A 13,766-nucleotide genomic window follows, 5' to 3' on the forward strand; every position below is an offset into this window, starting at 1 on the left:
ATATTTATTCTGTTTGTCCATTAAAATGGTAGATCGTCATCTGAGATATCCATTGGATTGGTATTCCCAAATGGATTTTCATCACGAGAAAAGTTAGGTACTTGGTTGGCAGAAGTTGCGTTCCCAAAATTGGAAGATGAATTTCCGAAGTTGTTGGAAGCATAGCCACCAGAAGATTGACCTTCACGACTAGCACGGCTTTCCAATAGTTGGAAATTATCCGCCACGACTTCTGTCACATAGACACGTTGACCTTGCTGATTTTCGTAGTTACGCGTTTGAATCCGACCAGTAATTCCGATAAGGGCTCCTTTTTTAGCCCAATTTGCAAGATTTTCTGCCTGCTGACGCCAAATCACAACGTTGATAAAATCTGCTTCTCTCTCGCCACTTTGATTTTTAAAGTTGCGATTGACAGCAAGAGTAAAAGTTGCGACCGCTTGATTTTGCGGAGTATAGCGAAGTTCGGCATCTCGGGTCATACGACCCACAAGTACAACGTTATTTATCATAGTAACCCTTCTTATGCGTCAAGTTTGACGATCATGTGACGAAGAATGTCAGCGTTGATTTTTGAAAGACGGTCAAATTCATTCAAAGCGACAGCATCTTCAGCTTCAACGTTCACGATGTGGTAAAGTCCTTCACGGAAATCTTGGATTTCGTATGCAAGACGACGTTTTTCCCAGTCTTTTGATTCAACAACAGTTGCACCGTTGTCAGTCAAGATAGAGTCAAAGCGTGCTACCAAAGCGTTTTTTGCTTCTTCTTCAATGTTTGGACGAATAATATAAAGAATTTCGTATTTAGCCATTGATTTTTCCTCCTTTTGGTCTAATGACCCCCAGACATTGCAAGGGGTAAGTGAGGTTTTCTCACGAATAACTATTATACTAAACATTCTGGTAAATAGCAAGAAAAATTCGATTTTTGTTTTTGTAAAAAGCACAGTTTTTCCCTATACTCCATTACCCATTCCACTTCAAAACCTTAAAAAAAGCTGATATCAGTTAGTTTTAAGCTATGCTCTATATACTGTTGTGTAAATTTTCTATCACTTTTCTAAGAAAGGAGTAAACACATGAACTATTTAGTCATTCCCGCATACAGACCTGACCTTCATCTTATTCATTTGTTGCAAAAGGTGAAGGAAAAGAGTTCGCTGCAAATCATCGTGGTAAATGACGGCAGTCCAGCTAACGATGATTCCATTTTTCGAGAAGCACAGAAATATGCTACTATTCTATGCCATACAACAAATCAAGGGAAAGGGCAAGCGCTGAAAACAGCTTTTTCTTATATTGATTCCTTAGGTCAATATGGGGCAGTGGTCACAGCTGATGCAGACGGTCAACACAAACTTTGGGATATTTTCCGAGTGAGCAAAAAGGCTCAAGAAAACCCTAATCGGTTGATTTTGGGAACTCGATCTTTTTCTGGCAACGTTCCTTTACGTTCGGCTTTTGGAAATAAATTAACACGATTTCTGTTTAAGCAACAGACTGGTGTTTCCGTGACAGACACCCAAACAGGACTTCGCGGATTTACAACCAACATGATTCCATTTATGTTGAAGGTTGAAGGGCAGCGTTATGAATATGAAATGAATATGTTACTAGCTGCTTCCAAAGAATACCCTATCATTGAAGTTCCAATTGAGACGGTTTATATCAATGACAATCAAGCTTCTCACTTTAGACCGGTACGAGATGGGCTTATGATTTATAAAGATATGTTTAAATTTGCTCTTTCTTCAATTAGTAGTTTTTTGGTTGACTATATCGTCTATGCGCTAGCCCTTTTGGTGCTTGCTGCGGTACCAACTAGTCTCAAAATTTTACTGGCAAACGGAGTGGCTCGTGTCACGAGCTCGATTTTCAATTATTCCGCAAATAAAAAACTGGTCTTTAAAAATAAAGACAGTGTCGCCAAAACAGGGACTGGTTATTTCGGTTTAGCCTTGGGCCTGTTTATCCTTGACACCCTTTTGATTAGACTCTTTTATGCCATCTTCGGTCTCAATTTGCTGATTGTTAAAATCATTGTCGGAGCGTTGCTCTTTTGCCTATCTTGGCTCGTGCAAAAAAAAATTATTTTCAAGGAAAGGACTCATACCTTATTATGAAATTATTTAAAAAATCCTATGCTTATGCCAGTCTCTTTGGTATTTTGCTAACAGGATCATTTACCTATTCAATGCTAAAAACCTTTGTCTTGTCAGAGTCTATTACAACTGTAAAATCTTCTTCAAGCTCGACAAGTACAACTGCTGCTGAAGCCACAACAAATGCCACAACGACTGATACGAGCTATAAAGACGATAATATTTCAGTAAAGATTACTACAAAAACCGTCAGCAACACGAAAGTATACATTGCAGATATTACGGTCAGCTCGCCTGAATATCTCAAAACCGCTCTAGCGCAAAATACTTATGGAAATAACGTGACTGCTAAGACTTCTGTCACAGCAGCCAATAACAACGCCATTCTTGCTATCAACGGAGACTACTACGGAGCCAACACGACTGGCTATGTCATCCGCAATGGTGTTGTCTATCGAAATACCGTTCGTGAAGATGCTAGTAATGGTGACTTAGCAATTTATAAAGATGGGAGCTTCGGAATTGTTTACGAAAATGATGTTTCTGCTGATGACTTGGTTAAAAAAGGTGTTGTAAACCTTCTCGCTTTTGGTCCAACTTTAGTTGAAAACGGTAAGATTGCTGTTTCAAGCAATTCGGAAGTGGGGCAATCCATGTCTTCCAATCCGCGTACAGCTATTGGAATGATTGACAAAAATCACTATATTATCGTTGTATCAGACGGCCGAACATCTGAAAGTCAAGGCCTGTCTCTTTACCAACTAGCTCAGGTGATGAAATCCTATGGTGTTAAAACTGCTTACAATCTGGATGGCGGTGGTTCGTCTACTCTTTACTTTAATGGAAAAGTCATCAATAAACCAACAACAAACGGAACAATTTCAGAAAGGGCGGTGAGTGACATTGTCTACATCGGTTACTAAAGCAAGCAAGAAACGGTTCAAAAAGACAGCCGTTGTCTATGCCTTAATCACAGTATTTTTCTTCATTTTTAGTCGTATTTACGAGCACTTCAGCTTTGGTGAGACTTCAGTTTATATGCATTATCTCTTTGGAGTGCCGCTAATAGGAGGAGTGGTGCTTCTGATTTTCCAAAAAATGATTCCTAATCTTTCACGGCTCAGTCTCAATCTTTGGAATTCTGCGGTTGCAACCATTGCTACTGGCGTTCTCTTTCGTGGCATTGTCAACCTGTCTGGACGCTCCACCACAATGGACCTCCCCTACTGGTACGTAGGAGTAGGACTTGCTGGATTAGCCCTACTCTCCATGATCTTCACCAGAAGCGTGTGGGTGACAGAAGAATAGCTTTTATAATATTGCAGATCTCGAAAAATTCTTCGAGATTTTTCGTAAAATACTTGAGCTCAGGATAGTTTACTAATGCAATCACCTACAGAAAAAGGAAATTTGAGAAATTACATATAAAAAGAAAGAAAATGATGGTTTTGGTCATCATTTTCTTTCTTTTATTCAACTATTAAACAGTCACTCTATGCTATTTTCTCTATAAGAGATTAAGCGATAATAAGTAAGTTGCCGTTACAAGTCATAGACCGTTTTAGCCAATGGGTCAATAACTTGTCGAAGCAGAAACTGGTCGTTTTCATATTGGTAATGACAAATGGCACAGTTACTGAAATAAATATTAGGATCAGGCAAATAGCCTACTTTTAGATAAAAAGCCCACATAGCGCCACCGTGACTGACGACCAATGTTGGATTCTCAACAGCAGGCGTTTTTTTCATGACTTCTGTCAGAGAGGTCAGCATGCGTTCTCCTACTTGAGCCACATCTTCACCCCCATAAGGCACGTATAAATCTTCAAAAGACACCGCACCAGCTCGAAACTTGGGCTGCAATCTTTCTGGCTGAGCTTCAAAAAGTCCAAAATTCCACTCTTTCACCCCCTTGAGACGGGTGTAATCTGTTCGACCAGTCACAATTTCCAAGGTATCAGAAGCCCTCTCTTGAGTGGAAGAGTAGATACCGCCAAATTCAATGCCATTTTTCTCGAAAAAAGCTCGCGCTTGCTTGGCTTGCTCTATACCTAAATCAGTCAGCGGTGAATCACACACTCCTTGCACCAACCCTTCTTGATTGAAAAAAGTTTGACCATGCCGCATTAGATATAAATCTTTCATTTACGCTTCCTCCCAGCCGCTAAAATCGTGACCAATCACTTCTTCTAGGTAAAATTGGTCATGTTCAAAAGTAAACTTCAAAATACCACAATTTGTCATGTGACCCAACTCATCCAGTTGCCAATTATCTTTCCAAGCACGAGCAAAATTAGCCATAGCACCACCGTGAGATACCATGAGAACAGACTTGCCTTTCGTTTCTTGCATGAGCTGTAGGATGGTTGCAGCCGTGCGCTCTCGAACTTGGTCTTGAGATTCGCCACCATAGGTCACAAAAAAATCTTCATATGGCAAAGGAGGATTGAGGTCTTCACTTTCTCCTTCAAAGGTTCCAAAATTCCATTCCTTGAGGCCTTTAACTCGCTGATAAGGAAGACTACCATTTGTAACAATTTCTAAAGTATCGCAAGCTCGCTCAGATGTTGAGCTGTAAGCCGCATCAAACGTAATTGCTGCATTTTTAAAATATTGCCTAGCCACCTGAGCCTGATACACTCCTAAGTCCGTCAAAGGGGCGTCACACCAGCCTTGAATCCGATGCCGCTTATTGAATAAAGTTTGTCCGTGTCGCATCAAATAAAGTGTTTTTGTCATAAAATATTCCTCTAAAGAAGTTCTAATTTTTCAAAGGCATTGTAGAGACCGTCCTCGGCCACATCATCTGTCACCATATCCGCCATGGCTAATATTTCTGGGCCGCCATTGCCCATAGAAACCCCAATTTGACAATATTCCAACATCGGAATGTCAATCTTGGCATCTCCAAAAGCAATTGTATCTTCTTTTTTTGCCCCCAAATGCTCTAGCAGTACATCAATCGCATGTGCCTTCGTAATATCCTTAACTCCTAGATCGCCAAAGAGAGCTTCCTCTCCACGACCACCCCATGTACCAGCCTTGAGCTCTGGAAAAGCTTCCTTAGAGTCCAAGTGTTCCTGATAAGAAGTGAGAATAAAGCTGATTTTATTCAGATCATCTCGGTAAAGCTCGCCACCAAAGACCATGCCGTGCATCACATCTTCAACCTCTTGATGTTCAACTTCCGCATCTGTTTTTCCTTTTTTCTTGGCATAAAGTTTCATGACCGGACGCGCTGCATCACGGAAATGCTCACTAGCAAATAGACCGTTGTTACTTTCTAAATAAAATTCCAATCCTCTCTCATGCAGCCAGTCTACCACTCTCTTTTCCACCTCTAAAGGAATCAACTGATGCATGATGACCTGACCTTCATGCTCCACATAAGAACCATTCCCGCCAATCATACCGTCTAGACCGACAGCCCAGATTTCCTCTGGCATTTCCGCCTTACTGCGCCCTGTACAAACATAGACTAAATGCCCATTTTCCCTCGCCTGACGAATAGCCTGGATAGCGGATTCTGGAATGCGATTGTCATAATCCACCAAAGTTCCGTCTACATCTAAAAAGATAATTTTTCTGCTCATCTGTTGACCTCTCTATTCTTCCAAGGCCGCTGCCCCGTTGGTTTCAATCACTTTCTGATACCAGAAGAAAGAATCCTTGCGGGAGCGGTCATAGCTTCCATTTCCCTCATCGTCTGCATCCACATAGATAAATCCATAACGCTTGCTCATCTCAGAAGTAGAAGCAGAAACCAAGTCAATACGGCCCCAAGGCGTGTAACCCATAAGCTCCACTCCATCCTCAATCGCTTCATACATTTGCTCAATGTGAGCCTTGAGGTAGTCAATTCGGTAGCTGTCGTGGATAGAGCCGTCTGCTTCTACTTTATCCAAAGCACCCAATCTATTTTCTACAATGAAAAGCGGAACCTGATAGCGGTCATAGAGCTTATTGAGGGTAATGCGCAGACCCACTGGGTCAATTTGCCAACCCCAATCAGAGGCTTCTAGATAAGGATTTTTTTCACCCAAAGAGAAAGCCTGCAGTTCTTTCACCTTCTTCTGTTCCTTTAACACGCGCTACAGAAGACATGTAATAGCTGAAGGACATGAAATCAACTGGGTATTGTGCTAGAAGCTCCAAGTCACCATCTTCTATCTGCAATTCAATACCATTTTGTTTGAAAAAGCGTTGAGCATAACTTGGGTATTCCCCTCTGACTTGTACATCCGAGAAGAAAAGATTTTCATGATCTTTCTGAATCTCCTCCATGACATCCAAAGGATTGCAGGTAGCCGCATAAGCTTGCATACGAGCAAGCATCATACCGACTTTGAAGTCTGGGTTGATTTCTCGCGCTGCTTTGACTGCTAAACTGCTAGCTACAAATTGGTGATGTGCTGCTTGATACAAGTCTTGGAAATTTTGTTTCCCGTCTTCAAAAAGCAGTCCGCCTCCAACATAGCCAGAAATGCCCATAATATTGATTTCATTAAACGTCAGCCAATATTTCACCTTATTTTTATAATGTTCAAAAACTGTCCGCACATAGCGCTCGAAAAAGCCAATAACTCGGCGATCCTTCCAGCCACCGTACTCTAATGCCAAATGAATCGGTGTCTCATAGTGCGACAGGGTCACCAAAGGTTCAATGCCATATTTCAAGAGTTCGTCAAAGACTGCATCGTAAAAAGCCAGCCCTTCTTCATTAGGCTGGGTTTCATCTCCCTTGGGAAAAATTCGACTCCAAGCGATAGAGAGGCGGAAGGTTTTAAAGCCCATTTCCGCGAAAAGAGCAATATCTTCCTTGTAATGATGATAAAAGTCAGAGCCCCAGCGCTTAGGGTAGAGTCCTTCCTTGTCATTAAGAGCAGCTTCTACTTTTGCTTTGGTCATGGGCGCAGAGAAACCTTCTAAATTTTGACGTTCTTCAGGTCGCACTGCTTTAGCTGTACCAGATGTAGCCGGACCACGCCCACCTAAATTTCAGCCACCTTCATACTGATTGGCAGCAGTCGCACCACCCCATAAAAAGCCATTCGGAAACCGTTTTTCTGTCATTTCATTCACCTCATTCTTTGATTACTTCTATTATACTCTTTTTTGAAACCCTTTTCTTGTAGAATAGTCAGAGATAATGATACTATTCTTTCATTATTTAATATTTCCTATCTATCAGAAAACCAAAAAGAGCGCATTTTCAGCACTCTTTCAAGGTTTCTAGCTGCAACTGCAGAACAACAAAGGTCAGAACATCCTGTTCCCAAAACAAGTCAGGACATGCTTACTTATCAAAAAATGTATGCGTCGCTTGATAAATTCGATGAGCAGTATCGGAATTGTTCATCGTATATAAATGAACGCCTGCCACATCTTGAGTGACTAAGTCAACAATTTGGTCAATCGCATAAGCTAATCCTGCTGCTCTGAGCGACTCTGGATCGTGTTCATATTTATCTAGAATAGAGCAAAATTTTCGTGGTAAATAAATGTTTTCACAGGTTTTAAGCAAACGAAGAACCTGATTTCTGTTTAAAATCGGCATAATCCCCGCATGAATAGGAACCTCAATCCCTGCTAAGATACATTTATCTTGAAAATCGTAAAAACTCTCATTATCAAAGAAAAGCTGTGTTAAAAGGCTGGAACAGCCGGCATCCACCTTCTTTTTGAGATTTTGGATATCTGAGATTTGATTGGGCGAGTCCGGATGACCTTCCGGATAGCAGGCCCCCACAATCTCAAAGTGAGGAGCTTCTTTCTTAATATACTCAATCAAATCTGTTGCATAGACGAAATCCTTTTGGGGCTCCACATCTGGGAGGATATCCCCTCTGAGTGCCAATACTTTATGAACACCTACCTTATCAAGTGCTGTCAGAGTTTCTGTAACCATTTCCTTAGTCAGATAAACCGCAGGCAGGTGAGCAATGGTCGGGATGTGCAGGTCATTGCGGATAAAGTCCGCCAGACGCACCGTTGTTTCTTCAATATTGAACTTATTATTACTCGCTGTAACACTGATGAAATGAGGCACCAGATCCTGCATTTCCTTCAGGGCCGCCATAATCTTTTCATTGCCTACTGCTGGATTGGGAGGAAATACTTCAAAAGAGAGAGACGGGCTTGGGCTAGACATGTTTTACAATCCCTTTACTAATACTCAATGAAAATCAAAATTAGACGCGAAAGCGAGGCGAGGTTGCAGATAAAGCAAGCCTAGTTTGCATTAAAAGCACTGGAGTTACATAAGAGAAAAGCTTCGCTTTCTTTATTTGCAACCTCTAACAGTCTCCCAGACAGTTTTTGACAGGAACTGCATTCCCTTTATCCGCAACTTTCAACAGTCCACTGGACTGTTGAAACTGGCAAAGTATCATTTTGATTTTCGAAGAGTATAGGACAGCAAGGGCAGGGGCAGGCCCTCCCTTCTGTCAGCTCTTATTTTTTGATTAAAGTTTTTCACGCGCTGCCTTGGCTGCCTCTACCCGACGGACCAGGCTGGCCTTGGTTTCAGTAATACCACGCGTTTTCAGACCGCAGTCAGGATTGATCCAGACCTTGCGGCTCGGCACCTTGGCCAGGATGGCCTCGATGGTGTGGTCGATTTCCCCTTCATTTGGTACACGAGGAGAGTGGATATCGTAAACTCCAGGTCCCACTTCTGTCTGGAAGTTCTTGCCCTTGAGCTCATCCAGAATTTCCAGATTGGAGCGGCTGGCCTCAAAGGAGATGACATCCGCATCCATGTTGTCAATGGCCGAGATAATATCGGTAAACTCTGAGTAGCACATGTAGGTATGGATCTGCGTATCCGGTGCAACGGTAGAGTGGACCAGACGGAAGGCCGGAATAGCCCAGTCCAGATAGTCTTCATACCAGTCGCTGCGACGGAGCGGCAGCTTTCACGCAGGGCAACTTCATCGATTTGGATAATCTTAACGCCGGTAGCTTCCAGGTCCAGAACTTCGTCCTTGATGGGAATATCTTCCCGTGGGAAGGACCAGTTGAGGATGGTTACAGGTCCCGTCAGCATTCCCTTAACCGGCTTGTCAGTACGGCTTTGCGCATAGCTAGACCCATTTAACAGTGATTGGGTTAAGGCGAGTCACATCACCCCAGATGATTGGTGGTTTCACCCCACGCATACCGTATGATTGTACCCAACCATTCTTAGAGAAGAGGTAACCTGACAGGTTTTGACCGAAGTACTCAACCATGTCATTACGCTCGAACTCACCATGCACCAGCACGTCAAAGCCAACTTCTTCTTGCCATTTGAGCCATTCATCAATCTGATCAGCCAAGAACTTGTCATAGTCTTCTGCTGACAGCTCGCCCCTGCGGAAAGCCAAGCGTTTGGCACGAACTTCCTTGGTTTGAGGGAAGGAACCAATTGTCGTAGTCGGCAATGGTGGCAGATTGAGCGCCTTGTGCTGAATTTCCTCACGCTCTGCAAAGATCGGCAGGCGAGTGTAGTCCGCATCCGTCAAGCCAGCGATGCGAGCAGCCAGCTCTGCATTTTGCCCAACACGCTCTGCTGCAAAGAGAGCTTTGTTAGCAGCAAGTGCTTCTGCACCACCGTCATTGCGGATAGCATCCAAGTCCCGGAGCTCATTCAACTTCTCAGCCGCAAAGGCAAAGTGCTTAAGGATGGCTTCTTCAAAGTCTTCATTAGATGTGGTGAAAGGTACATGCAGCAGGGCGCAAGAGCTGGTCAGCACAAGCTTTTCAGCCGGAACCTGCTCCAAGATAGCCAGGCTCTTTTCGTAATTGTTGCGCCAGATATTCTTACCGTTGACAATTCCGACATAGAGGGTCTTGTCGACCGGGAAGCCGGACTTGACCAGCTCCAGGGTTTTCTTGCCTTCGACGAAGTCCAGACCGATGGCGTCTACTGGCAGCTCTACTAGGTCAGCATAGATGTCACGGATGTCGCCAAAGTAGGTTTGGATCAGAACTCCCAGGCCTTTCTTGTCCGCTAATAGCTTCTTATAAAGGTCTAGGAAGAGGGCCTTCTCTTCGGCGGACAGGTCAGGAGGCCCAGTTCCTTAGCTTCAGCAAATTCATCAAAGATCTTGTAACCGGCCAGTTTGACCTCGGTGTCTTTTTCAAACTTTGGAACGATGTAATGGTAGTTGGTGTTGAACCATTTTTTCATGGGCAGGGCACGGACGTCCCCTTTTTCTCCTTGGTAGCCACGGGCTAGGGCAAAGTAACGCTCCAGATCAGACAGATCCAGGCCCTGAACAGAGGACGGCACTACGTTAAAGAGGAAGGCGGCATCCAAAACATTATCATAGTGAGAAAAGTCGTTGGACGGCACTTCAGTAATCCCGTGCTCTTTGACGATATTCCAGTGCTTGGCGCGCAGCTCCTTGGCAGCAGCCAGAAGCTCCTGAGCTGAAATTTCATTCCTAAAGTATTTTTCAGTTGTGAATTTTAATTCTCGGAATTCTCCCAAACGCGGGAAGTCAATAATCGTAGTTGACATAGTCATCCTCCAAAATTTCTTGTCGAACCTATCTTATCAGAAAATCTAAGCTCTGTATAATTGGAATTTCTAGGAATCTTGTTATAGTTAAAAACTATAACAAGATTCCAAATATATATTTAACGTTGATTTCATCGCGTGTCGTTTAACATTTTATGATTTGATATAGTTTAAGGCTATGGCAGCCGCATACATTAAAATTTTTGAAAATCCTTTGCTTGCTATTTTTGAAAATAGATGTTAGAATAACAACATAATAAAAAGCAAAGAACATTTGGGGTGCTGAGGCTGAGATTATACCCATTGAACCTGATGCAGTTAATGCTGCCGCAGGGAAATGTATAAGAAAGACCAAACCGTTCTAATCATTTATGTGATTAGATTTTATTTTGTCGCGCTAAAACTCCTCATCTGCTCTGTTAGAAGGAGTTTTTTATGTTTCAAAAATGGAGTTTACGAGATGTTGTCCTCTTAGCTCTTTTAGCTATTCTTTTCGGTGGGATTTTTGTCGGTTCAGGTTTTCTTTACAACATTTTGACAGCTATTTTAGCGCCGGCAGGTTTGGAGCCTTTCGCCAATGAAGTCTTGTTCGGGCTTTGGTGCATGGCAGCTCCTATGTCAGCTATGCTCATTCGCAAAACTGGTAGCGCCACGATTGGAGAAGTACTTGCAGCCCTCGCAGAGGTACTATATGGTAGCCAATTTGGCATGAGCACTTTGATTTCTGGTCTCATTCAAGGGTTTGGTAGTGAACTTGGTTTTGCAGCAACACGATACAAACGTTATGATTGGTTGTCACTTACTTACAGCGCCATTGGTACGACCCTTTTGAGCTTTACCTATGAATATTTCAAAATTGGTTACTACGCTTTCAAACCCGGTTTTGTCTTAGCATTGCTTATTGTTCGCTTCTTCTCTGTATTCTTCTTCTGCGCTGTTCTAGTTAAAATTATTATGAATCTTTATGACAAGATTAACCAAGCCGCTGGTAAATAATATGGGATTAATATTAGAGCATATTTATCTTAGAGATGTCTTTGAAGACTTAACCTTTACCTTTGAAACCGGAAAAATGACACTCTTGATTGGTGATACCGGTGCTGGCAAATCAACCCTTTTTCGGATTTTAACAAATTTCAATGAATTAGACTTCGCTGGAGAGGTAAAGTTAGGTCATACATTGCTGTCTCATTTACCGATTCATGAACGAGTTACCTATCTTAGTATGATGTTTCAAAATCCAAGCCGTCAATTCACCATGACAACCCTTTATGAGGAATTGATTTTTACCTTGGAAAATCTCCAAACGCCTGCTGAACAGATTGATGAAAAAATCAAGCACGCTGTCACTCTTGGGAAAGTGGAACACTTGCTCCATCGTAATTTTCTGACCTTATCTGGCGGAGAAAAACAACAAGTTTCTCTAGCCATTCTGCTAGCTATGGTTTCACAAATTATTTTGTTGGACGAGCCCTTTGCTTCTGTCGATCAAGTAGCACGCAAACGCTTGATTCATTTACTAGCAGATTTGACAAAAATGGGGAAGACCGTTATTTTATGTGACCATGATCGTAGCCTCTATGCTGACTATGTCGACTGTCTTGTTGAATTAAAAAATGGGAAACTTTTTGAACAAGATGTAGCTCTTTTAAAAAAGGCTCACCCAAGCTATCAACTGGTACGTAAAAATACCCAGCGAAGTCCTCTCTTACAATTGCAACATGTTTCCTGTCAATTTGACAAAAAAATACTTTTTACAATTGAGGACTTTACTTTTCAGCAAGGTATTACGACTCTCATCGGAGCTAACGGTGTCGGCAAGTCCACTCTCTTTCGTGCCATTTTGCAATTGCAAAAATACAAAGGCAGTATGCGTTATCAGGGCCGAAAAATTAAGAAGAACAAGAAGTTATATCGCCATATTACTGCTGTTGTTCAAGATGCTGAAAAGCAATTCATTCGGACGACCCCCGCAGAGGAATTAAACCTGCCCTCTCTTTCCAATGAAAACCAAGCAAAGGTACAAGAAGCCTTAACTTTATTTGGTTTAGACAGAAAAATGGATTCTAGTCTTTTCCACTTAAGTGGTGGGCAGAAAAAAATCATTCAATTATTGGCTATCTTGACCTTGGAAACCCCTGTTATACTCATGGACGAACCATTTACTGGCTTAGATAAAAAATCCTGTGATTTTTTTGCCAATTGGATTAAAGACAAGGCTGCTCAACAAAGCTTTATAATTATTTCTCATCGTTTGGAGCCCTTGGACGGCATTAGTGATCATTTGGTCGAGCTGACGTCCGACGGGCTGACAGAAAGGAGGTCGCTATGAAAAAAGAAGAAACAAATGTCTTCGCACTTGTGTTCCTTCTCATTGCCTTGACATTAGAAATCTCCTTTATCAGATCAACGTGGCTCAACTGCGCTATTGTCGCAGGAACACTTATCTACCTTACTTATATTAGGAAATGGTGGGGCATTTTCTGGGTGTTCCTTCTGCCATTGCTTCCGGCGTTAGCAAATTTTTGGGCTATTCAGCTTCACGGCGACAAAAGTCAAGCGATTGTTCTTTTTACACGTTCCTTTGCTTTAGCGGCTCTGGGAATGACCTTTTTATACGGCGTCAATCTCAATCAACTCTTGCGCTACTGGCATCAAAAAGGGCTCCCGAGTCATTTTACCTACGGACTGCTCGTTGTCTTAAACGCCATTCCAGTCATTCAAAAAGAAATCCAAGCTGTTCGCGAAGCTAGTCTCTTGCGAGGTAAAACCTTACATTTCTGGTCGCCAATCTTTTATATCAAAGCAATTTTTATCGCTTTCAACTGGCGAGATTCCTATGTAGAAGCTATGTATGCACACGGCTTTGATGAGACTGTCAAGCGAAGCTATTACCGACATTTAGAAACACCAAAAAGCACCACCCTTGCTTGCTTCTTGATTTTCCTCCTTATCAATCTAACCCTTTTTATCCCAAAGTAGGAATTTGATACAAAAAACACTACAATCAATTTTATTTTTTAGAAGGTCTTTTTATCCATTTAAAGTAGGTCATCGTCTAATTCTATCGCAACACAAGCACCTTCTTTATGCTATAATGATATCAAGTAATCCAATTTATGATAGATTTTAATAGGTTTACTCTTACAATCGTTC

General features: G+C 42.2%; 12 protein-coding genes, 2 pseudogenes and 1 riboswitch. Of the genes and pseudogenes, 6 read left to right on the top strand and 8 right to left on the bottom strand.

Features of this window, described 5'->3' with window-relative positions:
- Positions 1-20 precede the first annotated feature (20 nt).
- On the bottom strand, positions 21-512 hold the full coding sequence (locus EL079_RS06120) for a single-stranded DNA-binding protein (RefSeq protein WP_003030533.1): 492 nt from the start codon (positions 510-512) through the stop codon (positions 21-23).
- An 11-nt stretch (positions 513-523) separates the two neighbouring features.
- Positions 524-814 carry a 30S ribosomal protein S6 gene (gene rpsF, locus EL079_RS06125; RefSeq protein ID WP_003026325.1) on the bottom strand — a complete coding sequence of 97 codons (291 nt, stop codon included), beginning with the start codon at positions 812-814 and terminating at the stop codon, positions 524-526.
- A gap of 267 nt (positions 815-1,081) precedes the next feature.
- On the opposite strand from rpsF, the gene EL079_RS06130 reads away from it, so the two are divergent.
- The 3 genes from EL079_RS06130 to EL079_RS06140 are packed head-to-tail and all read left to right on the top strand — an operon-like array spanning position 1,082 to position 3,412.
- Positions 1,082-2,125, top strand: coding sequence for a bifunctional glycosyltransferase family 2/GtrA family protein (locus tag EL079_RS06130; RefSeq protein WP_018543671.1), 1,044 nt, complete (start codon positions 1,082-1,084; stop codon positions 2,123-2,125).
- Positions 2,122-3,027: a phosphodiester glycosidase family protein gene (locus EL079_RS06135; RefSeq protein WP_003030515.1), complete on the top strand. Its 906-nt coding sequence runs from the start codon at positions 2,122-2,124 to the stop codon at positions 3,025-3,027. The genes EL079_RS06130 and EL079_RS06135 overlap by 4 nt, the downstream gene beginning before the upstream one ends.
- Entirely contained in the window at positions 3,002-3,412 is a 411-nt protein-coding gene (locus EL079_RS06140) for a hypothetical protein (RefSeq protein ID WP_018543672.1), read from the top strand. The genes EL079_RS06135 and EL079_RS06140 overlap by 26 nt, the downstream gene beginning before the upstream one ends.
- Positions 3,413-3,646: 234 nt before the next feature.
- On the opposite strand, the gene EL079_RS06145 is transcribed toward EL079_RS06140, so the two are convergent.
- From EL079_RS06145 to metE, 6 genes and pseudogenes are all read right to left on the bottom strand, one after another.
- Positions 3,647-4,249 (bottom strand): histidine phosphatase family protein, encoded by a 603-nt coding sequence (locus tag EL079_RS06145; protein WP_003030549.1) that lies wholly within the window; start codon positions 4,247-4,249, stop codon positions 3,647-3,649.
- The gene (locus EL079_RS06150) at positions 4,250-4,843 is read right to left on the bottom strand and encodes a histidine phosphatase family protein (protein WP_003030523.1); all 594 of its coding nucleotides are present in this window, start codon (positions 4,841-4,843) and stop codon (positions 4,250-4,252) included.
- A gap of 11 nt (positions 4,844-4,854) precedes the next feature.
- Entirely contained in the window at positions 4,855-5,697 is an 843-nt protein-coding gene (locus EL079_RS06155; protein ID WP_003030545.1) for a Cof-type HAD-IIB family hydrolase, read from the bottom strand.
- A gap of 12 nt (positions 5,698-5,709) precedes the next feature.
- Positions 5,710-7,177, bottom strand: a pseudogene (locus tag EL079_RS06160) (glycoside hydrolase family 1 protein).
- A gap of 223 nt (positions 7,178-7,400) precedes the next feature.
- Positions 7,401-8,255: a methylenetetrahydrofolate reductase [NAD(P)H] gene (gene metF, locus EL079_RS06165; protein ID WP_003030514.1), complete on the bottom strand. Its 855-nt coding sequence runs from the start codon at positions 8,253-8,255 to the stop codon at positions 7,401-7,403.
- A 313-nt stretch (positions 8,256-8,568) separates the two neighbouring features.
- A pseudogene (gene metE, locus EL079_RS06170) lies at positions 8,569-10,610 on the bottom strand (5-methyltetrahydropteroyltriglutamate--homocysteine S-methyltransferase).
- 265 nt (positions 10,611-10,875) lie between these two features.
- Positions 10,876-10,963: riboswitch (TPP riboswitch) on the top strand.
- Between the two features lie 82 nt (positions 10,964-11,045).
- Here metE and EL079_RS06175 point away from each other — a divergent pair.
- The 3 genes from EL079_RS06175 to EL079_RS06185 are packed head-to-tail and all read left to right on the top strand — an operon-like array spanning position 11,046 to position 13,592.
- Positions 11,046-11,606 carry an ECF transporter S component gene (locus tag EL079_RS06175; protein ID WP_003030526.1) on the top strand — a complete coding sequence of 187 codons (561 nt, stop codon included), beginning with the start codon at positions 11,046-11,048 and terminating at the stop codon, positions 11,604-11,606.
- 1 nt (position 11,607) lies between these two features.
- Complete coding sequence (locus EL079_RS06180; RefSeq protein WP_003030532.1) at positions 11,608-12,942, top strand: ATP-binding cassette domain-containing protein; 1,335 nt, start codon at positions 11,608-11,610, stop codon at positions 12,940-12,942.
- Positions 12,939-13,592, top strand: a complete 654-nt coding sequence (locus tag EL079_RS06185; protein WP_003030511.1) for an energy-coupling factor transporter transmembrane component T — start codon at positions 12,939-12,941, stop codon at positions 13,590-13,592. The genes EL079_RS06180 and EL079_RS06185 overlap by 4 nt, the downstream gene beginning before the upstream one ends.
- Positions 13,593-13,766: the final 174 nt, after the last annotated feature.

It is taken from the genome of Streptococcus anginosus (assembly GCF_900636475.1).
Classification (GTDB): domain Bacteria; phylum Bacillota; class Bacilli; order Lactobacillales; family Streptococcaceae; genus Streptococcus; species Streptococcus anginosus.

Excerpts from the sequence above, each read along its gene's own strand:
- rpsF (WP_003026325.1), bottom strand. The coding sequence starts at position 814 with ATGGCTAAATACGAAATTCTTTATATTATTCGTCCAAACATTGAAGAA.
- EL079_RS06150 (WP_003030523.1), bottom strand. The coding sequence starts at position 4,843 with ATGACAAAAACACTTTATTTGATGCGACACGGACAAACTTTATTCAAT.
- metF (WP_003030514.1), bottom strand. The coding sequence starts at position 8,255 with ATGTCTAGCCCAAGCCCGTCTCTCTCTTTTGAAGTATTTCCTCCCAAT.
- EL079_RS06130 (WP_018543671.1), top strand. The coding sequence starts at position 1,082 with ATGAACTATTTAGTCATTCCCGCATACAGACCTGACCTTCATCTTATT.
- EL079_RS06155 (WP_003030545.1), bottom strand. The coding sequence starts at position 5,697 with ATGAGCAGAAAAATTATCTTTTTAGATGTAGACGGAACTTTGGTGGAT.
- EL079_RS06120 (WP_003030533.1), bottom strand. The coding sequence starts at position 512 with ATGATAAATAACGTTGTACTTGTGGGTCGTATGACCCGAGATGCCGAA.
- EL079_RS06185 (WP_003030511.1), top strand. The coding sequence starts at position 12,939 with ATGAAAAAAGAAGAAACAAATGTCTTCGCACTTGTGTTCCTTCTCATT.
- EL079_RS06180 (WP_003030532.1), top strand. The coding sequence starts at position 11,608 with ATGGGATTAATATTAGAGCATATTTATCTTAGAGATGTCTTTGAAGAC.
- EL079_RS06175 (WP_003030526.1), top strand. The coding sequence starts at position 11,046 with ATGTTTCAAAAATGGAGTTTACGAGATGTTGTCCTCTTAGCTCTTTTA.
- EL079_RS06145 (WP_003030549.1), bottom strand. The coding sequence starts at position 4,249 with ATGAAAGATTTATATCTAATGCGGCATGGTCAAACTTTTTTCAATCAA.
- EL079_RS06135 (WP_003030515.1), top strand. The coding sequence starts at position 2,122 with ATGAAATTATTTAAAAAATCCTATGCTTATGCCAGTCTCTTTGGTATT.